The 22,295-nt window shown below is 66.5% G+C and carries 24 protein-coding genes; 11 read left to right on the top strand and 13 right to left on the bottom strand.

The genetic code is table 11. The features are described 5' to 3' along the window. Nucleotides 1–39: 39 nt before the first annotated feature. Together NM203_RS02815 and NM203_RS02810 are read left to right on the top strand one after the other, a co-directional pair. On the top strand, nucleotides 40–960 hold the full coding sequence (locus NM203_RS02815) for a sugar-binding transcriptional regulator (protein WP_255058082.1): 921 nt from the start codon (nucleotides 40–42) through the stop codon (nucleotides 958–960). 26 nt (nucleotides 961–986) lie between these two features. After that, nucleotides 987–1,751 (top strand): SDR family oxidoreductase, encoded by a 765-nt coding sequence (locus NM203_RS02810; protein ID WP_255058081.1) that lies wholly within the window; start codon nucleotides 987–989, stop codon nucleotides 1,749–1,751. Nucleotides 1,752–1,754: 3 nt separating this feature from the next. On the opposite strand, the gene NM203_RS02805 is transcribed toward NM203_RS02810, so the two are convergent. Further along, nucleotides 1,755–2,159, bottom strand: coding sequence for a DoxX family protein (locus NM203_RS02805; RefSeq protein ID WP_255058080.1), 405 nt, complete (start codon nucleotides 2,157–2,159; stop codon nucleotides 1,755–1,757). A gap of 87 nt (nucleotides 2,160–2,246) precedes the next feature. Between NM203_RS02805 and NM203_RS02800 the strand changes: the two genes are divergently transcribed. Both NM203_RS02800 and NM203_RS02795 read left to right on the top strand, forming a co-directional pair. Continuing rightward, nucleotides 2,247–2,540, top strand: coding sequence for a hypothetical protein (locus NM203_RS02800; RefSeq protein ID WP_255058079.1), 294 nt, complete (start codon nucleotides 2,247–2,249; stop codon nucleotides 2,538–2,540). Between the two features lie 457 nt (nucleotides 2,541–2,997). Next, a complete protein-coding gene (locus tag NM203_RS02795) occupies nucleotides 2,998–3,927 on the top strand; it encodes a phytanoyl-CoA dioxygenase family protein (protein ID WP_255058078.1) in 930 nt (309 codons plus the stop codon). On the opposite strand, the gene NM203_RS02790 is transcribed toward NM203_RS02795, so the two are convergent. From NM203_RS02790 to NM203_RS02770, 5 genes are all read right to left on the bottom strand, one after another. Continuing rightward, entirely contained in the window at nucleotides 3,911–4,792 is an 882-nt protein-coding gene (locus NM203_RS02790) for an LLM class flavin-dependent oxidoreductase (RefSeq protein ID WP_255058077.1), read from the bottom strand. The genes NM203_RS02795 and NM203_RS02790 overlap by 17 nt on opposite strands. A gap of 67 nt (nucleotides 4,793–4,859) precedes the next feature. Next, nucleotides 4,860–7,082: a UvrD-helicase domain-containing protein gene (locus tag NM203_RS02785; RefSeq protein WP_255058076.1), complete on the bottom strand. Its 2,223-nt coding sequence runs from the start codon at nucleotides 7,080–7,082 to the stop codon at nucleotides 4,860–4,862. After that, nucleotides 7,082–7,915 (bottom strand): hypothetical protein, encoded by an 834-nt coding sequence (locus tag NM203_RS02780; RefSeq protein ID WP_255058075.1) that lies wholly within the window; start codon nucleotides 7,913–7,915, stop codon nucleotides 7,082–7,084. The genes NM203_RS02785 and NM203_RS02780 overlap by 1 nt, the downstream gene beginning before the upstream one ends. Before the next feature lie 265 nt (nucleotides 7,916–8,180). Beyond that, a complete protein-coding gene (locus NM203_RS02775) occupies nucleotides 8,181–9,326 on the bottom strand; it encodes a serine hydrolase domain-containing protein (protein ID WP_255058074.1) in 1,146 nt (381 codons plus the stop codon). Nucleotides 9,327–9,408: 82 nt separating this feature from the next. Continuing rightward, nucleotides 9,409–9,837 carry a DoxX family protein gene (locus NM203_RS02770; protein ID WP_255058073.1) on the bottom strand — a complete coding sequence of 143 codons (429 nt, stop codon included), beginning with the start codon at nucleotides 9,835–9,837 and terminating at the stop codon, nucleotides 9,409–9,411. A gap of 141 nt (nucleotides 9,838–9,978) precedes the next feature. On the opposite strand from NM203_RS02770, the gene NM203_RS02765 reads away from it, so the two are divergent. From NM203_RS02765 to NM203_RS02745, 5 genes are all read left to right on the top strand, one after another. Further along, nucleotides 9,979–11,301, top strand: a complete 1,323-nt coding sequence (locus tag NM203_RS02765) for a sensor histidine kinase (protein WP_255058072.1) — start codon at nucleotides 9,979–9,981, stop codon at nucleotides 11,299–11,301. Then, on the top strand, nucleotides 11,289–11,933 hold the full coding sequence (locus NM203_RS02760) for a response regulator transcription factor (RefSeq protein WP_255058071.1): 645 nt from the start codon (nucleotides 11,289–11,291) through the stop codon (nucleotides 11,931–11,933). Before NM203_RS02765 ends, NM203_RS02760 begins: the two co-directional genes overlap by 13 nt. Nucleotides 11,934–11,976: 43 nt before the next feature. Next, the gene (locus tag NM203_RS02755; protein WP_255058070.1) at nucleotides 11,977–12,885 is read left to right on the top strand and encodes a DUF4097 family beta strand repeat-containing protein; all 909 of its coding nucleotides are present in this window, start codon (nucleotides 11,977–11,979) and stop codon (nucleotides 12,883–12,885) included. A gap of 66 nt (nucleotides 12,886–12,951) precedes the next feature. Beyond that, the gene (locus NM203_RS02750; protein WP_303624019.1) at nucleotides 12,952–13,719 is read left to right on the top strand and encodes a response regulator transcription factor; all 768 of its coding nucleotides are present in this window, start codon (nucleotides 12,952–12,954) and stop codon (nucleotides 13,717–13,719) included. 5 nt (nucleotides 13,720–13,724) lie between these two features. Further along, nucleotides 13,725–15,236, top strand: coding sequence for a sensor histidine kinase (locus NM203_RS02745; protein ID WP_255058069.1), 1,512 nt, complete (start codon nucleotides 13,725–13,727; stop codon nucleotides 15,234–15,236). Nucleotides 15,237–15,313: 77 nt separating this feature from the next. Here the strand turns inward: NM203_RS02745 and NM203_RS02740 are convergent, their stop codons facing one another. From NM203_RS02740 to NM203_RS02720, 5 genes are all read right to left on the bottom strand, one after another. Further along, entirely contained in the window at nucleotides 15,314–15,664 is a 351-nt protein-coding gene (locus NM203_RS02740; protein WP_308212797.1) for a hypothetical protein, read from the bottom strand. Nucleotides 15,665–15,717: 53 nt separating this feature from the next. After that, a complete protein-coding gene (locus NM203_RS02735) occupies nucleotides 15,718–16,734 on the bottom strand; it encodes a nitronate monooxygenase (RefSeq protein WP_255058068.1) in 1,017 nt (338 codons plus the stop codon). Between the two features lie 12 nt (nucleotides 16,735–16,746). After that, a complete protein-coding gene (locus tag NM203_RS02730; protein WP_255058065.1) occupies nucleotides 16,747–17,277 on the bottom strand; it encodes a GNAT family N-acetyltransferase in 531 nt (176 codons plus the stop codon). Nucleotides 17,278–17,358: 81 nt separating this feature from the next. Continuing rightward, nucleotides 17,359–18,012, bottom strand: a complete 654-nt coding sequence (locus NM203_RS02725) for a maleylpyruvate isomerase family mycothiol-dependent enzyme (protein ID WP_255058064.1) — start codon at nucleotides 18,010–18,012, stop codon at nucleotides 17,359–17,361. Further along, the gene (locus NM203_RS02720; protein WP_255058063.1) at nucleotides 17,999–18,907 is read right to left on the bottom strand and encodes an alpha/beta hydrolase; all 909 of its coding nucleotides are present in this window, start codon (nucleotides 18,905–18,907) and stop codon (nucleotides 17,999–18,001) included. The genes NM203_RS02725 and NM203_RS02720 overlap by 14 nt, the downstream gene beginning before the upstream one ends. A 72-nt stretch (nucleotides 18,908–18,979) precedes the next feature. Between NM203_RS02720 and NM203_RS02715 the strand changes: the two genes are divergently transcribed. After that, on the top strand, nucleotides 18,980–19,618 hold the full coding sequence (locus tag NM203_RS02715) for a TetR/AcrR family transcriptional regulator C-terminal domain-containing protein (protein WP_255058062.1): 639 nt from the start codon (nucleotides 18,980–18,982) through the stop codon (nucleotides 19,616–19,618). 4 nt (nucleotides 19,619–19,622) lie between these two features. Here NM203_RS02715 and NM203_RS02710 read toward each other — a convergent pair whose 3' ends face one another. Then, on the bottom strand, nucleotides 19,623–20,093 hold the full coding sequence (locus NM203_RS02710; RefSeq protein WP_255058060.1) for an Rrf2 family transcriptional regulator: 471 nt from the start codon (nucleotides 20,091–20,093) through the stop codon (nucleotides 19,623–19,625). A gap of 96 nt (nucleotides 20,094–20,189) precedes the next feature. On the opposite strand from NM203_RS02710, the gene NM203_RS02705 reads away from it, so the two are divergent. Beyond that, nucleotides 20,190–21,017, top strand: coding sequence for a nitrilase-related carbon-nitrogen hydrolase (locus NM203_RS02705; RefSeq protein WP_255058059.1), 828 nt, complete (start codon nucleotides 20,190–20,192; stop codon nucleotides 21,015–21,017). Between the two features lies 1 nt (nucleotide 21,018). Here the strand turns inward: NM203_RS02705 and NM203_RS02700 are convergent, their stop codons facing one another. Continuing rightward, entirely contained in the window at nucleotides 21,019–22,278 is a 1,260-nt protein-coding gene (locus NM203_RS02700; protein ID WP_255058058.1) for an HNH endonuclease signature motif containing protein, read from the bottom strand. Nucleotides 22,279–22,295 lie beyond the last annotated feature (17 nt).

Genomic DNA, 22,295 nt, shown 5'->3' with positions numbered 1-22,295 from the left:
ATATGAGCGATGATCGGTGGAGCCGGAGAAAGGGGCGTCGTGGGAGCCGATGAGCTGTTCCAGCGTGCGGTGATCGCACGGCGCTACTACCTGGAGGGACGCACCAGGGTCGAGATCGCCGAGGAGTTCGGACTGTCGCGTTTCAAGGTGGCCCGCATGCTCGAGGAGGCGCTCGAGTCCGGCATGGTCGAGATCACGATCCACGATCCCGGTTCGATCGACGTCGCGCTGTCGACCGAACTGCAGCGTAAGTACGCGCTACAGCACGCCTACGCCGTCTCCGCCGAGTCCAAGAACACCGACGACCGGGTGGAGGCCGTCGCCAAGGCCATGGCCGAACTCCTGCAGTCGATCCTGCGCGACGGTGACGTGATCGGTGTCGACTGCGGTCGCACGATGACGCGCATCGCGCCGTACCTCAGCGCACTTCCGCAGTGCGACGTCGTCCAGCTCACCGGACTCGCCGGCGGGCTCACATCCAATGGCGCCGACCTGACGCGGCGCATCAGCGAAGTGACCGGCGGCCGGTCGTGGCCGCTGTACGCGCCCTACGTCGTCGCCGACGCGCGCACCGCGGCGAGCCTGGCGAGCACCCCGCAGATCGAGGACGCCTTCGCCAACCACGGCCGGGTGACGTGTGCGCTGGTGTCGGTCGGCGGCTGGAATCCCGATGCGTCCCAGGTGTACACGTCGGTGTCGGAGGACGAGGCGAGCGCACTGTACGACGAGGGGGTCCGCGCCGAAACCTGCGGCCTGCTGCTGGACGCGAAGGGCCAGCGGGTGGCCGGACTCGACGAACGCCGCATGGGCATCACCGAAGAGGGCCTGCGCGCGATCCCCACCGTCGTCGCCATCTCCGCGGGCACCGCGAAGATCGAGGCGACCAGGGCCGTGCTGCTGTCCGGGCTGGTCTCGGCCCTGGTGACCGACACCGAGATCGCGGCCGCCGTACTCGAATGACCGCCAACCGAGAGGAAACAGCCGACATGACGGAACCCCGTGTGGATCTCGACTTCCCGCTGACCGACAAGGTCGCACTGGTGACCGGCGGCGCATCGGGAATCGGCGCGGCGATCGTGTCCGCCCTCGTCGCCAAGGGCGCGACGGCCGCCGTCGTCGACCTCAACGAGGACGCGGCGTCAGAACACGCGGCAGCCGTCGGTCACGGATCACGCGGATTCCGTTGCGACGTATCGGATCCGACGTCCGTGACCGCCGCGGTCGACGGCGTCGTGGCGACGTTCGGACGCATCGACATCCTGGTCAACAGCGCGGGAGTGGCCCTGTTGGCACCCGCCGAGGACCTGTCACTCGACATGTGGGACAGAACGATCGACATCAACTTGAAGGGCACGTTCCTCGTCTGCCAGGCCGTCGGCAAGCACATGCTCGCCGCGGGCGCCGGTGCGGTCGTCAACATGGCATCGCAGGCGGCGACGGTGGCACTGGATCAACATGTGGCCTACTGCGCATCGAAGTTCGGCGTCGTCGGCGTGTCGAAGGTGCTCGCCGCCGAGTGGGGCGGCCGCGGCGTCCGGGTGAACACCATTTCGCCGACCGTGGTGCTCACCGAACTCGGCAAGTCGGCGTGGAGCGGGCCGCGCGGCGATGCTCTCAAGGAGCTCATCCCCATGGGACGGTTCGCCTACCCCGACGAAATCGCCGCCGCCGCAGTGTTTCTCGCCTCCGACGCGGCGGGCATGATCACCGGGGCCGACCTGTTGATCGACGGCGGCTACACCATCAAATAGCGACTAGCGACGTGACACGGTGAGCGCGCCGGGACCGGTGAAGACCAGCAACAGGAACACGAAGCAGAAGAGCACGGCGGCCTCGCCGCCGTTGACACTCGGCCAGAAGCTCTCCGGGAAGTGGCGCCAGAAGTAGGCAACCGCCATCATTCCGGACGCGATGAACGCGACCTGCCGCGCGAACAGACCGATCGCGATCACCAGCCCCAGCACGAGCTCGAGGACGCCCGCCCACCACATCGGCCAGGCGCCGAGCGCGGCGGCGGACCCCGTCGGCCAGCCGAACAGCTTCGCGGTGCCGTGCACCATGAACAGCAGGGCGACGGCGATTCGGAACACGCCGAGAGCGATGGCGGACTGCGACGTGAGGCGGGTGTCGAGCGTGCGCGGTGCGGTCTGCGTGGACATGGACACCATGGTCGCCAGCACACGGTCGCGCGTCACCGCATTCATAGACGACTCATAGGAGCGCGCCCCGACGCTACGATCCCACTCATGTTTCGCATCGACGGAATCAACGGCGAAAGCATCGTGATCGACGGGGTGTGGGTCGAGAAGCTCAGGGCGAACAACTCGATCGGCCGCAATCCCGCGGACAAGTACTCCGGCACCGACATCAAGGAACTGACGCGCCGCAAGAAGCTCTTCGGCGGCGAGAAGGAGCACCTGCTCCAACTGACCATCGGCGTCGGCTCGTTCTACTCACTGATCGTGCCCGCCGAGAAGCGCTCCGAGGTCGACGCGCTGCTTCGCGAACTGGACGCGGCGCGAGGACGCGCGACAGCCTAAACCGCCGTCGATCGGCGCCCGGATCGAAGTCGAACGCATCCGGCGCTGGACCGCGTCGGCGCCATGCGCAATCGGCTCACTCTTCGCCAGATCTACGTGCTTGCGACAAATCGCTCACGGGCACGACGAGTCAGCAAATTAGTGAGCTTAGCAACAGAGAATCGACGACAGCGCGTGTTTGCATTGCCGTGAGGTGACGATCCTGCCGCGGTCCACCTCCGAGGTTCAGCATCAAAACAGCACGTCAAACGTCATAAGATGCATCCCACCTGCGGGCTCGAACTGATCTTGATCATGCCCGCAACCGTTTGCGCGACTGCATTCACTACCACCTATTGCGTACGGATGGTATGTTTTGGCAAGGCATCAGCCGATGGTTGTCATGAAACGGTATCTACGTAGCTGAGAGGTCACGGTGGCGTCAATTCTGCGAACTGAGCGCCAGCGTGACCGGCGCATGCACGGCGTCGACGACGAGTCGGCATCGACGCCGGGTGCCCTGATGCTCCGCGCCACCGGCGCGATACACCGGCGCGCCGCCTTCTACCGGCGTTCGCTGTCGCAGTCGACGGTCATCGGCCCGCTGAGCGACCGGCGATACGCGACCCGGCTGGCTCGGCACGCCGACCGAACGCCCGTGCTCGCCGCCGCTCAGCGAGGCATCGTCGCCGAGATGCGGGAGTTCGGCGTCGCGGTTCGGGACATCGATCTGCCAACCGACGTGCTCGCATCCGCCGACCGCCTCACCGAGATGCTCCGACACCGGCACACCAACGAACCCTGCGCCAAAGCCAGTCCGGCCGAGCTCGCCGTCGACCCCACCCTGTTCCTGTTCGGTCTCACGCCCGGCATGCTCGATGTCGCGGAGTGCCACCTGGGACTACCGGCCCGGTTCCTGGGCATCGAAGTCAAGCGCGAGCTCGTCAGTCCCGCCGACGGGGGTCGGCACGAGACGGTGCGCCGCTGGCACCTCGACCACGAGGATCGCCGGATGTTCAAGGTGATCGTCTACCTCAGCGACGTCGACGAGGACGCCGGACCGTTCGGATACGTCGAGCGTTCCAACACCGAACGGGTTCGCCGCCTTGCCAAGCACCATCACGATGCCGTCTCGGACGTGGACATGGCGACGGTCGTGCCGCGTGAGGACTGGCACAGCGTCACCGGGCGACGGCTGACCGCCGTGTACGCCGACACCGGCCAGGTCTTCCATCGCGTCTTCGCGCCGACCGCCGCCGAGCGGTACTCGGTCACGTTCGCATACTCCAGCCGCAGCCCGTACTACACGTACTCTCGGCTCATGCTGCCCCGCCGGGTGCTTCAGCAGCTGCGCAGCGGGCTCACATCCCGTCAATGGGCTGCGTTGGGCGTCAAGCGAACTCCGTGATCACATCGGCGACGTGCCGCACCTGGTCGATGTTCGAACTCGTCGGGATCAGGTGGACCTCGTCGGCGCCGATGGCCTCGAACCGGCGCAGCACGTCGATCAGCTGATCGTCGGTGCCCGCCCACCCGGTCGTCGGCGCCATCGCGTCGACGTACTCGGCCGGAATCCAGTTCATGTAGCGCCGCAGGTGGCGGTGCACCTGATCGCGCGGCTCGTCGCCGTCACCGAGGGCGAACCAGAACGAGGTGGCGAGGTGCGGCTTGGGCTTCCCCGCCTCGGCCCAGGCGGTGCGCGCGACGTCGAACAACGCGTTCTCCCGTTCGGCGTCGAGGTCCAGCGTCGTCCCCGCGAGCCCCTCGGCCCAGGCCGCTGCGCTGCGCACCGTCTTCGGACCGATGGTGCCCACCAGGAGTTGCGGACCGCCGTGCTGAACCGGCGGCGGTCCGACCGGAAGCACGGCATCGGTGACCTTCTCCCCCGCCCACACCCGCTTCATGACCGCCACCCGCTCCGCCATTCCGCGCATCGTCTGGGTCGCGGGGTCCGCGCCAGCGGCGCGGTAGTCCTCGTCCCTACCGCCGACGCCGAGACCGACGGTGAGCCGTCCTCCGCTGATCACGTCACCGGTGGCCAGTGCCTTCGCGAGCATCACCGGGTCGTGCAACTGCGGCACGATGACCGTCGTCACCAGGCGCACCCGGTCCGTCCACGCCGCCAGCGCACCGAGCAGCGTCAGCGAGTGCGGGTTGTCGAAGCACATCCGCTCGCCCCAGCACAGCGATGAGAAGGGGCCGCCGTCGACGGCCCTGGCCCACGCCTTGAGCGTCGCCGCGTCGAGGTTGGGCTCCATCACCGGCATCGTCATCCCGATTCGCACCTCGGGATTCTGGCACGGCGGGGCCGCCGGGTGTACCGGGATCAGACTCGAAGGGTTACACGCGGGGGCCCTCAACGACTCTCACAATTTGTCTATCTTGAGCTGTCCGCAGCAGGTGCGGCATTCCTCCGTTGTCATCATTCACAAAAAGTTCGATTGTCCGCGATGCTCGAGTTACAGCAACGTACAGCATCGACAAGGCCCTCCGACGACGGTAGCTTTGGTTTACGACGCCGACGGAGAACTCGGGCAACCCTCCGATGAAAACCGTTTCGAATTGCAGACCCGCTAGGTACTCCGCAGGAGCCAGCACTACCCCACGCCGGCGATACTGCACTGCATTTACGTCGTCCCGACTCGTCAAAACCTTAGTCTTGAAGCCGCGCTGTGAGAGGCCTTCCGCAATGAAGGTGTATTGACCGAGTTGCTTCTCGTCGACAATCGCAATTGCCGCTTGCACCGTGGGACCCAATGCACTGATACGACTATAGATCTCGTTGCCTTCAGCCCCTCTAGTGCCACAAGTAACAACCAGCGGAACAGAACCGTCTTCAGCAGAAGAAGTTATGTCCGAAAACGACATTTGCCAATCTGCCCCAAGGTCGAGGTTAGGGTATTCAAGATGGATGTGCTTCACAAGATTTAAAATTTGGGGTGTATAACGATGAACATCAATTAAATCTACTGCCGAAACATCATTCAATGGATCGTCGGACCTAACAGTTGACGAGGGGGTAGTTTCCTCTGATCGTACATAGGACTCCCACGGAGACTGCCGGGGGTCCAGAGCCATAAATATCCGCGGCAGGTCCATCGTTGATCTGGTCATATACTTAAGCATCTGGCGCTCTTGCGCGTTAAAAAGGTGAAATTCGTCAACATATATCTCATCGTAACCACGCAACGTCCGGCGACGATTCCATACCATCGACTCAAAGTAGTTTAGTAGTTCATTCACCAGCTGATCAGACGTGGCCTTACCCTGCGCATCGAACTCGTTGAAGAATTTTCGATACAGATACAATACTAGCCGCTTATCTTGATCCCCACTAAGTGGCATCATCCACGGAACACGAGCAAGCCGCAGATAACGTGACTCAGCATCCAATGTGTTCGGAAAAATCCCATCTGCCCCGAACACACAGCTGAACTCGATCATCAGATCCCATACAAGCGCGCGGCGCTCCGAAATGTCGGCTGATTCGATTCGTGCTCTCAGCTCGTCGCTAACGGTTTCCGTGAAAGTCAACCAGTCACCTCGACAAAAACGGTCAAGAATCTCTTCGATTACTTCGAGCTGAGCCTCTTTACCACTTAATGAGTCGTCGCCTACTACTTCCAGACTATCGTCCCACAAATCGTGTGGAAGAATCTCTTGGGCGACTGCAACCAGCGGTAACACGGTAATAGATTCTGCTTCGCCCTGCTCGCTGAGTCGGGCTATCATTTCGTCAATCTCACCCGCCAAAGCCCACGTATGTGTGATCACTAAAATCTGGATGCTGTCGCCAGATTCGCGTGAACGCCGCAATTCGTTCATCGCTTTGAGTATGAGAGTGAGCGTTTTGCCGCTACCTGCCGGCCCACGGAGCTTGATCGAATGTTGGGGACTTTGAGTCACAAAGATTCGCTGCCCATGGGTTAATCGCTTCATCCAGCCGGAGAACTTTAGATCTTGCGTTACATCGGCGAATCGCGGTTTACTCAGTTCGACCTCGACCTGAGGTCCCGCGCTTTGCGCTGGTCCAAACTGCGATCGCGCTCGATCTAGTAATCGATGCCAAGAGGTCGTAATACGATCGTACTTATCATTTGGTGGAGAGTATCCCTTAAAATCAATTTGCTGACCAGCATCGAATAGCTCCCACAAGCACACATCTTTCTGCGTTTTCACCTCGCTAAGCCAGCGTGGGGATCCGAATATTTTGTCCCTACTGGCGGCGTAAAACGTGATATATGATCCGTGGTTTTCCTGGTTCCAACTTGGAGGCGTCACGATCTTCTTGGCGGTTAGCCTTGCCAAAAAGGAAAGTAAGCGCTCGAGCACAAGCGCCTCAGCGGGCTCAACCCTTCCGCCAAATTCTATGAGTGTTTGCGGAACAGCGAAAAATATCCGTTTAGAGGTCTCATCATCACCGCGATGCAATATTATGATGGCTTCGTTATGGGTAAGACACGTTAGATCTGGGTGAAGTTCAGATTTTTCGTCCATATCTGAGATCGTCGCTCCACTTGCGACGATCTCTTTAAGAGCTGACTCTGTGGCGACTAGAAGCATCAATCCTCCACTCTGGAGATCAATTCGGCGAGAGCGTCACTATGTTTCTGTCTGCCTATCTCATACTCTTCGGGCAACCCGATCGCGCTGAAGACATTCCCTAAACGCTGCGAAAGAGCGTAGACATATGGTGCCCGTAGGCGCGATACCCTTTCGAACTTCACGTTAAATGGGCGCATAATTGCACGTGTAGCAATTTCATGAATAGAAACTTCGCGTAGTACACGAAGATAACAAACGTATCCTTGGTTAAGGTCCGTGCTTAGTGAGTTTAGAAACATCGCGTCGCCAGGAAGGCTTGCTAAAAAACTCCGTAAATCTTTCCCGAAAGCTCTTCGTGAGTTAGATTCAGACTTATGATGACCCAGAAGTACCTGCGACTCAATTAGGGCTTCGGCAGCGTCCATGAACTTCTCCCGCACCGATCTCTCCAAACGAAAATACGACGAGGCATATGCACCCAAGGCGGCGGTATTTTCCTTTGTCATCGAGAATGTAGTGGCAACGGCCTGGGCTGACGTTTCGGCAACCCATGAAATCACTCGATCATCCGATATGGGCTCGTCGTATTCAGGCAGCTGCTTTTGGTGAGTACGAACCAAGTCACCCGCACGCGACCGCGTCGCTAGCTGCAGCCGCTGTAATCGAGGCGGCAGGTAGAAGAGGTGCAGGTACACAGATAGCGGTAGCACCGGGACGCAGCTGATTCGACCGCCATGCTTGTTGTTGGCGAGATCACAGTCCGCGGTAATGACAATTGCCGGCCCCTCCCAGTGGTCACTGGTCGCGTTGACTGGTCGGATGACGTCCCCTTGACGCAGATCGCCTCCCACGATGTCTTCGTCGCATTCCGGAACCGACACTTACCCCCCCGGCACTTAGTTGCTCGACCGACCTTGAACTTTGCGGAGCAATACCTTGATTCGCGAAACTAGCAGCAAAGCTTTGCGTTAGCACGGACTTTGTTAAGCGTGTTCCCGGCATCTACGAAGAATCAGCGGCAGACACATGATCAACTGCGACGTCTTTCGTGCCGCACTAGAGAAGTTCGGTATGCATAGCTCTCGGGATTCTGGCACGGCCGGGCCGCCGGGTGGCTCAGTTCCCCGCGGTCGGTGCAACACCGGCGAGCCGGTAGACGTGCTCCGGGGTGACGAGCTGAGTGACCGCGGTGGCGATCTGCCCCGCCGAATGCGGTTCGGGGGCATCGGAGTTCACCATGACGACCAGCGTCGCGTCACGTTCGGGCAGGTACACCGTCACCGTCGTGTAGCCGGGAATGTCGCCGTTGTGCCCGATCCAGCCGTGCGCGTTGAAGATCGCGAACCCGTACCCGACGTCGGGGATGACGCTCGACATGTTTGACAGCCGTGCGGCCTGTGTGGCCGGCGACAGCAGGGCACCGGTGCCGAGCACGGACGCCCAGATGCGCTGGTCGGCGTAGGTGGAAACGATCCGGCCCGCCGCGTCACCCCAGGACGGATTCCAGAAGGTGGCGTCGAGCACGCGGCCGTCTGGAGCCGGCGTGTACCCGTGGGCGAACGGTTCCGGCATCGCGCCGTTGGACGGGTAGCTCGTCCGGGTCAGCCCCGCCGCGCCGAACACGTACTGCGCCAGGTAGTCGCCGAACGCCGTACCGGACACCCGCTCGACCACCATGGCCAGCAGCACCGTGTTGGTGTTGGAGTACTCGTACTCCACGCCCGGCGCGAAGTTCGGTGGATGCGCGAAGGCGATGTCGAGGATTCGCTGCGGGGTGAACGCGAATGCGTCCGGGCCCTTCGGAGACTCGGTGTACGCCGGCCCGAGGAACGCGTCCTGGTCCTTGGTGTAGTCGAACAGCCCGCTGCGCATCCTGCCGAGCATGTCGAGTGTGATCGCGTCGCCGTCGGGGACTCCGTCGACGTAGCGGGAGATGGGGTCCAACAGGCTGATTCGGCCCTGGTCGACGAGCTGCAGAACCGCGGTCCCCGTGAAGGTCTTGGTGACGCTGCCGATGCGCATGTGGTCGTCGACCGAGATGGGCGCGCCGGTCGCGGTGTCCGCGGTACCTAACGCCCGCACGTAGTCGATGTCGCCGGGCACCGAGATACCGACGATCACCCCCGGCGCGCTCATCTCGGCGAGCTTCGCCGTGACGGCGGCATCGAGACGCTGTTCGAGAGTCGGCTCCGCCGACGCGAGCGGTGCGCACGCGACGAGGACGCCGAGAACGCCGACGACGGCGAGACATCTGCGGATCATGATGCCGATCTTGACAGCCGCCAGTGCGGGCGGCACGGCGATCCGGACAACATCGCGCTGGAACTGATCGCTCCCGGGTAGATCAGCGGGTCAAGCCCGCGACCTTCAGCAGTTCCGGGCGGCGCAGCACCAGGCCGACCCACATCAGCACACCGAAGAACACGGCGAACAGCGTGTGGGTCAGCAGCGGCGCCTCGATGCGCATGTTGGCTGTGACGGCGCCGCCGAGGTAGGCGGTCAGGCCCAGCGCGCCGAGGACCGCGGTGCGCGGCACCGCGTAGACGACGACGCAGACGGCCAGCACGATGCCCATCACCAGGGCCAGGTGCACCGGGAAGCCGAGTGCCGCCGTGCCGTCGGCGACGGCCTCGGGGAGCATGAACTTGCCGACCGCGTCGAATGCCAGGAAGGCGCCGATCAACACGCTGATGGCGATGCCGACCTTGTTGGCGAGCGTGCGCTTGGTGGCTCCGTCGACGGCGGTGCCTGCGGTGTGCGAGGTGACGGTCATGTCGGTTCCTGTCGTTGGTGGTGAACGGATACCGGGCAGACCGCCGGTGGCGGGAGAACTCATCGGGCGGGGGTTATCCCCCGCAGGATCGGCGGGGAAACGTCGTGTCGGCGGCCGTCACGAGTCCCTAGGTTGAGACCCATGGTTGCCGTTACCCCTGACGTCGTCGTCGCCCCACCAGTGGACGCACCCGACGACGCCCCGTCCCGTTCCCGTCCGATCGGCCTCGTTCCGAGCGCGTCGATGATCACCGGCGCCGCGATCGCGGTGGTGTGGTTCTGGATTCCGCTGGCGATCCTCGTCATCGCGATCTCGTCGATCCCGTCGGTCATCGGCTTCCTGCTCGCGGGCGTCGTCTTCATCTACCTGATGCGCGGCGTCGAGTGGCTCGAACGGGTGCGCAGCGAGGCGGTGTTCGGCTTCGGGATCGCGGTCCCGCCGCGCAGGCTGTCGCACTACCAGGGCTTCCAACGATGGGCGCACCAACTCTGGCTCGACGTCAGCAGCGCGCGCTTCTGGAAGGCCTGCGCCCACCACTACCTGCGGATGACGTACGACGTGCTCGCCACCGGCGTCGCGTTCGCCCTGCTCGTCTTCGCGTTCATCGGCCCGGCCGCCGCGATCGCGCTCGACAACAGCGACGCCGAAGCCGGCCTGTCCTTCATCTCCCCCGGCCTCGCGTTCGTCCTCGCCGTCGTCGCGGTGGCCGCCGCGATCGCGATCATCGTGTTCGCCCCCGCCGTCGACGCCCCGATCGACCGATGGCTGCTGTCCGGGTCGCCGACCGCGGCACTGCAGCATCAGGTCAGCGCCCTGAGCGACGCACGGGAGGGCGCCGTCTCGTCGGCGCAGACCGAGCGGCACCGCATCGAGCGCGACCTGCACGACAGCGTGCAACCGCGACTGGTGTCCCTCGCGATGACCATCGGGCTCGCGCAGACGAAGCTGGACAACGATCTGCCACAGGCGAAGAAGCTGATCGCCGAGGCGCACGACGACGCCAAGAGCGCACTGCTTGAGCTGCGAAACGTGGTGCGGGGTATCGCCCCCACCATCCTGTCCGATCGCGGGCTGGACGCCGCGCTGTCCTCGGTGGTGCAGCGCATCGAGACCTCGGGAGTGCCGACCACCCTCAACGTTCAGCTGCCGCAACGGCTCCCGGACGAGGTCGAGTCGGTCGCCTACTTCGTGGTCGCCGAAGCACTGACCAACGTCGCGAAACACGCGAACGCCACCCAGGCCGTCGTCACCGTTCGGTTCGATCCGCCGTCGGAGACGCTGCACGTCTCGGTGTTCGACGACGGCGTCGGCGGCGCCGCAGTCATCACCGATGCCGAGGCGAGCGAAGCCACGGGACTGCGTGGCCTCGAGGACCGGGTGCGGTCGGCCCGTGGCACGTTCACCGTGTCCAGTCCCACCACCGGCCCGACGATCGTGACGGCGGTGCTGCCATGCGCATCGTGATCGCCGAGGACTCGGCGCTGCTGCGGGCGGGTATCGAGCGGATCCTCACCGACTCGGGTCACGACGTGGTGGCGGGCGTGTCCGACGCGACCGACCTGCTGCGCCTCGTCAACGAACTCCGGCCCGATCTGGCGATCCTCGACGTGCGGATGCCCCCGACGTTCACCGACGAGGGGATCCGCGCTGCGGCACTGCTGCGCAGCCAGAATCCCGAGTCGCCCGTGCTGGTGCTGTCGCACTACGTCGAGGAGCGCTACGCGGCCGACCTGATCGCCTCGGACACCAGGGGTTTCGGCTACCTGCTGAAGGATCGCGTCGCCGACGTGCCCGCCTTCCTCGACGCGGTGGATGTGGTGGGTGGTGGCGGCACGGTCCTCGACCCCGAGGTCGTATCGCAGATCCTCGTCCGCTCGCGGCGCAGGTCCGTGCTCGAGCAGCTCACGCCGCGCGAGCGGGAGGTGCTGCAGCTGATGGCGGAGGGCAAGGCGAACTCCGCCATCGCCGCGGCGCTGCACATGTCGGTCGGCTCCGCGGAGAAGCACATCGCCTCGATCTTCGCGAAGTTGGATCTAGCGCCCGACGAGAGCGAGAACCGCCGCGTTCTCGCGGTGCTGCGCTATCTCGAATCCTGAACCAGCCGAACCGAACTCGATCGAATCCTCGAGAGGACCACTCATGACCACCCTCACCCCGCCGCCACCCGCACCGCCCACCGAGCCGGGGCCACCGGCACTGACACCGGGCGGCCGCAGCGCCCTGCGCGCGCTGGTCGTGATCGCGGCCGTCGTGCTGGTCGGGGGATCCGTGATCGCGCTGAGCCTCTCGGCTGTCGGCCTCAGCAGGTTCCGCGTCATCGCCGACGAGCAGTCGCTGCCCGCCGACCTCCGCGCACTGGTCATCGACACCGCCGAGGTGCCCGCCGCCGTCACGCTCACCACCGACCGCGACGCGACCGAGCCCAGGGTCTCGATGCGGATGGTCAACTCGGTGCGCTCGGGCGAGCAGGCGCTGGCCATCGCGCAGAACGGCCGCACGGCCACCGTCACGGTCAGCGGTGAGACCGCCGGGTTCATGCGGTGGTCGCGCACCGGGCAGATCACGGTGACGCTGCCGCCCGCGCTGGCCAGGGACATCTCCATCACCGTCCGGCAGGACGCCGGCGTGCTGCTCGCGCAGGCTGACGTCGACGAGTTGATCGCCCACGGCACCGACGGCGCGGTCATCCTCAGCGGGGACGCGCGGCGCATCGAAGTGCACAACGAGAACGGCAGCGTCGTGACCCGCGAGCCGATCTCGGTGACCGAGTCGTTCACCGCCGAGACCGTCGACGGTGACATGGTGGTCGACTTCGCCGACGCCGCACCGCGGACCATCGAGGCGACCACCAACAACGGCGACGTCGCGCTCGAGTTGCCCGCCAGCGGGCCGTATCTGGTGCGCACCGACTCGGCGTCCGAGTCGACGGTGACGGTGCCTCAGACGACCGATCCGAAGCGGGCCGTCGCCGAGGTGACCGCACGCTCCGACGACGGGTCCGTCACCGTGTCGCCGCTCACCGGCGGCGACCATCGCAGGCATCCCTGAGCCCGGTACATGTGAGCCGGCTATGAGTACGCCGAGTGCCGGCGGCCGACCCGGCAGAATGTGGGGATGACGACATTGCAGGTCGGCGACTCCGCACCCCGCCGCGCGGTGCTCGGCAAACTGCCGCGAATGTACCGGGCCGACGGCTCGCCCATCCGGGCGCTGCTGGTCGACGACGAGCGCGCCCTCACCAACCTGGTCCGGATGGCGCTGCAGTACGAGGGCTGGGACATCGACGTCGCTCACGACGCGGCCGAGGCCATCGAGAAGTACCGGGCGAACCCCCCGGACGTCGTGGTGCTCGACATCATGCTGCCCGACATGGACGGGTATGGGGTGCTCGAGCGACTGCGCGCCGACGAGGGCTACACGCCGATTCTGTTCCTGACAGCGCGCGACTCGGTGCACGACCGCGTCGTCGGGCTGACGTCGGGCGGCGACGACTACATGACCAAGCCGTTCAGCCTCGAGGAACTGGTCGCCCGGCTGCGGGGTCTGCTGCGGCGCTCCGCGTACCTGACGCCCGCCTCCGAGGAGACGCTGAGGGTTGGTGACCTGGAACTGGTCTCCGCGAGCCGGACCGTCACCAGGGCGGGCGAGGAGATCGCCCTGAGCTCAACCGAATTCGAGCTCCTGCGCTACCTCATGCGGCACGCCAAGCGCGCCGTCGGGCGCCAGGAGATCCTGGATCGCGTCTGGAACTACGACTTCGGCGGCAAGTCGAGCATCGTCGACCTCTACGTGTCGTACCTGCGCAAGAAGATCGACGCGGGCAACCCGCCGATGATCCACACGGTGCGCGGCGTCGGTTATCTGCTCCGGCCCGCCGAATGAGCGCCATGAGGGCGCGCGACTGGCCGCTGCGCACGCAGTTGGTCGTCGGGGTGTCCGCGGTGGTGATGGCGGTGCTCGCCATCGTCGGCACCGTGTCGGTGATGGTGTTGCGATCGTCCATCAACGACGTGGTGTCCACGCAATTGGACACGGCCGCAGACGGATTCACCAATGGAGTCGCGAAGTACCGAGCGACGCCGTTACCGTCCGGCGAGATGCCCGCACCGACCGCGTTCAAACCCCTCAGCCAGTTGATCGGTCAGGCCCCCGGCAACATCGTGGTCCGCATCGTGGACGGCAGGGTCGTCGACGCCGCGATGTTCGGCGGCGACGAGACGGTGCAGCCACCCGCGGATGCACTCGACGATCTGGTGCGCCACGCCACGGTCTTCGCCGAGGCCGAGGACGACTGGCTCGAAGACCTCGGCCTCTACCTGGTGACCACCCGGCCGGGCGCGCCCGGTGAGGTGCTGGTGACGGCGATGTCGCTGCGGCCGACGAGCGAGGCCACGACGCGTGTCACCACGGCCATCGCCGTGATCACGGTGCTGGCGCTCATCGTCACCGCACTGGGCACGCTGGCGATCGTGCGCATCGCCCTGCGGCCGCTGGGCCGGGTGGCCGCGACCGCCGCCGAGGTCGCCACGCTTCCGCTCACCCGCGACCAGTACGCCATCACGCCCCGCGTGGCCGCAGGTGACACCGACCCGCGAACCGAGGTCGGTCTCGTCGGTGACGCGTTGAATCGTCTTCTCGCCCATGTCGAACGGGCGCTGTCCGACGTCGCCGCCTCCGATCGCCGGATGCGCCAGTTCATCACCGACGCGAGCCATGAACTGCGCACGCCGTTGGCCGCGATCCAGGGCTACGCGGAGTTGACGCGTCAGGACAGCGACGTGCTGCCGCACACCACCGAGTACTCGCTCGCCCGTATCGAAGCGGAGTCCGCCCGGATGAACTCGCTGGTGTCCGACCTCCTGTTGCTCGCGCGGATCGACGAGGGCCAGGACATGGAGGCCTCGGATCTCGACGTCGCCGAACTCGTGGTCAACGCCGTCAACGACGCTGCGGTCTCAGCCACCACCCATTTCTGGGTGACGCGGGTGCCCGACGAACCGGTGTGGGTGCACGGCGATCGAGCCAAGCTGCATCAGGCGATCGCGAACCTGTTGGCCAACGCGAGGGTGCACACCCCGGAGGGAACGACGGTCACGACGACGATCACCGCGGACGACTCGTCGGTGGTGCTGACGGTGAGCGATGACGGCCCCGGAATCGCGAACGACCTGCTGCCCCATCTGTTCGAGCGGTTCGTCCGGGCCGACAAGTCGCGGTCGCGGCAGTCGGGTAACTCGGGACTGGGCTTGGCCATCGCGGCGTCGATCGTCGAGGCGCACGGTGGCTCGATCGCCGCCACGTCCGCCGCCGGTGTCACGACGTTCACGATGACGCTGCCGCTGCCGCTGCCGGTGCCGGCCGAGAGGCATTCGGCGGAATTCGCACTTCACGCGAAATAGCATTTTCAGCAATTCGCCCGAAATGCACGAAAGGAGTGCGACGCGAAATTCGCGTCGCACTCCTTCTATCCGGTTTATCAGCAGGACACGTCGAGGTACACGGTTTTCGATAGCACCGTGGTCGCCGGACTGCTCCCGCCGCGTGAATCGACGGTACTGTGCTCCTGGCCCTGCCGGACGGCCGAGACGGAGCAGGTCTCCAGCGGGGCCGAGCCGGACCGGTTGACAATCACGTTGTAGCCGCTGGCCTCAAGGGTTCTCACGGTCTGCTCGACCTGCGAGGGGCCAGCCGGCGCGGCGCTGGCGATGTCCGCCAGTCCGAGCGTGACAGCGGTCATGCCGCCCGCGGTGAGCGCGGCGGCGAGGAATCTCATCATGCGCGAATCTCCTGTTAGTGGGTGGTTGCCTTCGAATTTCTTCGACACCATCCACGCTAATTCGCGCGCTCAAGTAATTCTAAAACCTCATAGAAAAGACACATTCACGTGAGCGCCGCGATGATCTCCGCCGTCGAACCGGACCGCGCCTTCCGGAAGCCGGTGCCCGCCCACACGTTGGTGGCGTGCGGATCGCCCGCCGCCACGGAGGCCTTGCGCAGCGGGCTGGTCAGGTAGTGCACCTCCGGGTAGCCGAACGGCGCCTGGTCCTCGTGCTCGACGATGAAGCGGTTGCGCAGGCCGCGGGCGAATCGGCCCGAGAACGCCTTCGTCACCACGGTTTCGGTGAACTCGGGATCGGTCAGCGCCGCCCGGTGCACGGGACTGCTACCCGCTTCGTCGGCGAGCAGGAACGCCGTGCCGAGTTGGGCGGCCACCGCGCCCCCGGCGCGCGCGTCGGCGACGTCGGCGGCCGTCATCAGCCCACCCGCGGCGACGACCGGCAGTCCGGTGCCGATGGCGACCGCGTGCAGCAGTTGCGCCAGCGGTTGCGACGCGGGATCGGCGACCGGGTCGAACGTGCCGCGATGGCCGCCCGCGCCGGGCCCCTGGGCGATCAGCGCGTCGACCCCGCAGGCCGCCGCCTGCTCCGCCTCAACGAGCGAGGTCACCGTGGCCACGGTGAGGATGCCCGCGTCGCGCAGCCGCCCGCATTCGCCGACCGTCGGCAACCCGAACGTGAAGGACACCACCTCGGGCCGGAGGTCCAGCACCACCTCGATCTTGCCCGCCCACGCGTCGTCGTCGAAGCGCGGTTCGCCGAGCCGGACGTCGTAGTGTTCGGCCTCGCCCGCGAGATCATGCGCGTAGCCGTCGATCGCCTGAGGTATCGCCGCGCTCGGCCCCGGCACGAACAGGTTGGCGCCCAGCGGGCCGGTGGTCAGTGCTCGGGCGGCGGTCAGCTTCTCGCCGAACGCATCGGCGCTGAGGTAGCCGCCCGCCACGAACCCGAGCGCCCCGGCGTTCGAGCCCGCGGCGGCGAGTTCCGGGGTCGACGGACCGCCCGCCATCGGCGCGACGAGTATCGGTGCGTTCAGGTCCTGCAGATGGAAGTCACTCACGGGCGTCTCCTGTCACTTCACGGCCTTGGCGAAAAGAAGGCAGTCCTGGGGGTCCGGACCGACGTTCGGGAACACCGCGTAGCGCACCAGCCGCCCCTCGAGGGCGAGGCCGCAGCGGCGCAGCACACCCGCCGACCGGGAGTTGTGGACGTGGCAGTAGGCGGAGATGCGGTACACGGTCGGATCGCGCTCCGCCGTGCGGCAGAGCAGTTCCGCGACCTCGGCCATGTAGCCGTTGCCCCACCATCGACGGGACAGGCAGTAACCGAGTTCGACGGTGTTCGGCCGGGTGCGGGTCCATCCGCACAAGCCGAGTAATGCGCCGTCGTCCGCGCGTTCGACGAGCCACGTGGGATCCTCGCCGGCGTTGAAGAGGTCGGTGATGACGGACCGCGTCTCGGTGACGTCGCGATGCGGTCGCCACGACAGGAATCTGGTGACCTCGGGGTCGGACGCCAGTTCGGCGTACAGCGTGTCGGCGTCGTCGACGCGGGGCGCTCGCAGCCGCACCCGAGCGCCCGTCACGACGTCGACGTCAGCCACGAGCTCATCCTGCACCACGCGGGAGGAGCGCAGCGCAACGCCCACGACGTTGATCGCCGTGTCCGAACCATCTGGAGACCATCACCCGGCCGTACGGCTCGGGCGGCTGACGCGCCCCGCCAGCACGGCCACGCCCTCGCCGGTGAGCCGGGACAACGCCTTCGGCCGGTCGCCGAGGACGGAGACGATCGCCGCGGAACTGCCGACGACGTCCGGACCGCTGCCGTGCACCCAGCCGACGTCGGTGGCGACGAGGCGCACGCCCCGACTGTTGCGGAACGCCGGGACGAACGGATTGGGCACCTGCACCTGCGCATTCAGCACCGCGACCAATGCCGCAGGCGCGACCGTCGGCTCGAGGTCCAGTGCGAAGCAGATGTCGAGCTCGTGGGTGACGTGGTCGCCGAGCAGGAGCGTGCGGGGGAAGTAGCGGCCGATCCCGCGCGGCCCGTCCGAGTACCGGGCGAAGCCGTCGACGAGTTCGGCGTCCGATCGGCTGGCGGCGAAGGCGCTCGCTAGCTGCGCGTTCGCGCTGTCGAAGGATCCTCGCGTCCTGAGCATCTCGGCCATCAGCCCCGCCAGCCGGGAGCTGCGACCCAGCACGAGGTGGGCGAGCACCTCGCGGTTCGACCATTCGGCGCACAGGCTCGGCGCGGCCCACTCGCCGACGCTCAGCCCCCGCGCGACGTCGAGGAACCGCGCGTCATTCATCGCCAGCAGATCACCCACCGACATCGAGGTGCTCCATCAGGAAGGCGGTCTGGTCTGCCAGCACATCGGCGACCAACGGCGGGTGGTAGATGTCGAAGTGATCCGAGGGATAGTGCTTGGTGATGCCGTGCGGGGCCCGTTCGGCAACGAGCGCAGCGTATTTCGGATTCATCAGATTCTCGCGGTCGCACACGCACACCAGCAGCGGCGCGGCCACGCGGCGGGCGTCCCGCAACGCCGACGCGGTGATCATCGTGATCGCGTCGGCGGCCGCGATCCGGTTGTCGAACGTCGCACCGGCGGGCACCGTCGAGTTCCAGCCCGCCTCGGCACCGGGTGCGGTGACGACCGCGTGCCCACCCGGCGGGCCGACGATGGGGACGTAGGTTCGGCCTCGCCTGGTGACGGCACGGACCGCGTCGGCGGCGATGGCCGGAGTCAGCCGCAGGGCGCCCGTCAGGCCGAGGCTGCGTGCCGCGCCGGGGCCGTGCACGATCGGGCACTGCACGACGGCGGCGCCGACCTGAGGACGACGGGCCGCGACGCGGACGACGTTGAGCCCGCCGAGGCTGGTTCCCCAGAGTCCGAGACGGCCGGCGTCGATGCCGGGCTGCGCCGCCACGTGTTCCAGTGCGGCGACGATGTCGGCCTGCTGGGTTCGCAACGAGAATCGTTGGCGTGGTTGCCCTTCGGATGCCCCGGTGTGGCGGTAGTCGAACGCCAGGGTGGCGATACCCGCGGCGGCGAAGTGCTGTTCGTACTGCGGCAGCATCATGTCGCGCGTCGCGCCGAGACCGTGCACGAGCACGATCGCCGGATGCGGGCCGCCGCCGCGCGGCACGGTGAGCCAGGCGGCGCACCGCACCCCACCCCTGGTGAAGTCGCAGCGATGGGTCGGGATGCCCGGCCGGTTGATCATGGCCCTCCATAGGTACGGTGTACGTATGGCCTAGACTACAAACACGTACACCGTACTTGTCAAGGGAGAGTTGTGAGAGCGCGCTTCACCATCGACGAAATCGCCTCCGCGGCATTGGAAATCGTGGATACGTCGGGCCCTGCGGCGTTGAGCATGCGCGGACTCGCCACGGCGCTGGGCACCGGACCGATGACGATGTACAACTACGTCGCCGACAAGGAGGGCCTGGAGGAACTCGTCGTCGCGGCCGTGGTCGCCGATGTCGAGGTGCCCGAACCCTCGGACGACTGGCGGCAGGACGTGCACGCGGTCGCCACCGCGATGTGGCGCGGCGTCCGCGCGCATCCCGCCGCCGTTCCCCTGGTGCTGACCAGGCGGATGACGTCGGCGACGGGTTTCGCGATCGCCGATGCGCTCGTGGGCGCACTGCACCGGGCCGGCCTCTCCGACCGCGATAGACTATCGGCCTTCCACGCGGTGCTCGCCCTGGTGACCGGCGCGGCGCAGGCCGAACTCGCCGGGCCGCTGATGCGGGACGCGGACGGCGCCGCGCATGCCGCCGCGCGCATCGGCGCGGTCGCGGGAGATGACCACCCGCATATCACGGCCCTCTCGGCGGTGGCGGTCACGACATCGGTCGAGGACGACTTCGACGGCGGACTCCGGATGCTCATCGACGGCATCGCCGCTCGGGCGAGACGACGCCGCTGACGAGTCACCCGTGCCCGCGCGACTCCTCCTGGCCGAGGTAGTCGCTGGCGAGTGCGGCCACGTGCGGGGGCAGTTCGCCCACGGCGACGTCGGCGACGCTCGTCTGCTCGAGCACCGAGCGCATGCTCGCCCGCAGTGCCCGCCACACGTCGGTGAGCGCGGCCGTCGGACCGGAGTACGGGAGATCGCCGAGGCCGATGTCGCGCACGCTGGCCAACGGCCCGTCGATACAGCGCAGTACGTCGGCGATGCTGATCTCGGCGGCCGGCCTGGCCAGCGCGTAGCCGCCGTCGCGGCCGCGGTGGCTGCGCACGAGTCGGTCGGTGCGCAGATCGGAGAGGATGTCGACGAGGAACTGCGATGGGATGCCCTGCGCCTTGGCGAGGTCGTCTGTTTTGACCAGCTCCCCGTCTGAGACCGTGGCCAGCTGGATCATGGCCCGGACGGCGTACTCCGCCTTGGCCGACATCCGCATGGGTCGGATTCTGCCATCGACGGGGGCGCGAACCGGGGAACCGCCCGATTCCCCGGTCGCTCCGCTCCTGCCCGCCCGGGTGGTAGACATCGACACATGACCACCCGCGTCACCTGCTGCCAGCTCCCCCTGCGCATCGGCGACACCACCGGAAACCGCGCCACCGCCCGAGAGGCGGTCGAGCAAGCCGTCCGCGACGGCGCACAGATCGTGGTCCTTCCCGAGCTGGCGTCGTCCGGGTACGTGTTCGCCGACCGAGCCGAGCTGGTGTCACTGGCCGAGCCGCGCGACGGTGCGGCCATCACGGAGTGGGCGAACCTCGCCGAGGCGTTCGACTTGACGATCGTCGCCGGGTTTCCCGAAGCCGCGGGCGACGCCGTCTACAACAGCGCGGCCGTCGTCGACCGCACCGGACTGCGCGGGGTGTACCGCAAGACGCATCTCTGGGATACCGAGAACGCGGTGTTCGACCGCGCGGACGACCTCCCACTCATCGTCGACACCGAGCACGGCCGGATCGGCGTGATGGTCTGTTACGACGTCGAGTTCCCGGAGTGGGTGCGCGCTACCGCACTGGCGGGCGCCGACCTGCTCTGCGCACCGGTGAACTGGCCGCTGCTCCCCCGGCCCGCCGGCGAGCGGCCCGCCGAAATGGTTCGGGTACTCGCGAACTCCGGCGTGAACCGGCTACCCATCGCGGTGTGCGATCGCACCGGCATCGAGCGCGGCGTCGAGTGGATCGGCGGCAGCGTGATCACCGACGCCGACGGCTACCCGCTGGCCATCGCCGAGTTCGGGACGGCCACCAACGTCACCGCCGATATCGACTTGGCCGAGTCCCGGATCAAGAAGTTCAACGAGAACAACGACGTCTTCGGCGACCGACGGGTCGAGTTGTACCGGCGCACAGCGCTATTCGACTGAGCTAGTTGGTCGTCGGTGGTGGGTTCGGCTTGAAGGGGTCGTACCACCACCAGTGGGCGCGTTCGCCGGTCGGCCCCTTGTAGGGGGCGACCGCGGGTGGGGGTGTCGTGGGTGGTCGGGCCAGCGAGGCGTTGGTCATGGGTCGGCCGCGACGGTCGGTGACGGTGAGGTGGCGGGCGTCACCGCCGATCGTGATGACACCCCGGTGATGCAGGCGGTGGTGGTACGGGCAGACCAGCACCAGATTGTCCAGGTCGGTGGGGCCGCCGTCCTCCCAGTGCACGATGTGATGGGCCTGCAGTCCGCGGGTCGCGTGACAGCCGGGGACCACGCAGGTGCCGCGGTCGCGGTGCTCCAGAGCCCGGCGCAGGCGCCGGTTCACGGTGCGGGTGGCCCGCCCGGTCCCGATCACCCGGCCCTGGCGTTCGAACCACACCTCACAGGTGGCGTCGCACAGCAGGTAGCGGCGCTCCTCGTCGGACAGCAGCGGCCCCAGATGCAGCGATGCGGCGGGCTTGTCGACGTCGAGGTGCGCGACCACGGTGGTGCGCTGGCCGTGCGGGCGGGCCGCGGCGTCGGCGTCCCAGCCGGCGTCGACCAGGCTCATGAACGCATCGACGGTGGTGGGCATCGGCGGGGTCTGCCCGGTTTCGCGGTCGGCGTGATCGCGTTTCCAGTCGGCGATCAGCGCGTCGCGGTGCGAGCCCAGGGCGGCGTCGAACCGGGCGGCGTCCAGCTTGGGGAGGGTGATCTTCCAGGTGGTGTGATCCCCGTGCTCGGACTTGGTGACCGACCGTGTCGGTTCCGGCTTGGGCGTCGGCTTGTCGGGTGTGGATTCCAGGCTGATCGCCGTGCGCAGTTGAGTGACGGTCGCACTCCGGGCGAGGTGGGCGTAGTGGGCGTCGGAGCCGTCGCCGGCGTTCTCGGCGATCGCGCCGACCTGATCGAGTGAGAGCCGGCCCTCGCGCAGGGCGTCGGTGCACTGCGGGAACTCGGAGGCGCGTTTGGCGACGGCGACGACGGTCTCGGCGTTGCGCGGCGAGCAGCCGGTCTTCCAGGCCACCAGTGCGGCGATGGAGCGGCACCCGGTGTTGCCCCAGAGTCCGTAGACGCCGTCGCCGTCGATCTCGGCGACGATGTCGACGATGCGGCCGTCCAGCGCGTTGCGCTGTCCGGTGATCTCGGCGAGTTCGGCGAACAACGCGTCGAGGCGCTCGCCGCGACTGAGGTCGGGCCCGTAAGACGCTGCCGCCGTGGACATGACCCCATACTGGCACC

Source organism: Mycolicibacterium arenosum (assembly GCF_024320865.1).
GTDB lineage: Bacteria > Actinomycetota > Actinomycetes > Mycobacteriales > Mycobacteriaceae > Mycobacterium > Mycobacterium arenosum.
The sequence above is the reverse complement of the archived record's forward strand: the minus strand, read 5'-3'. Positions and strand labels throughout refer to the sequence as shown.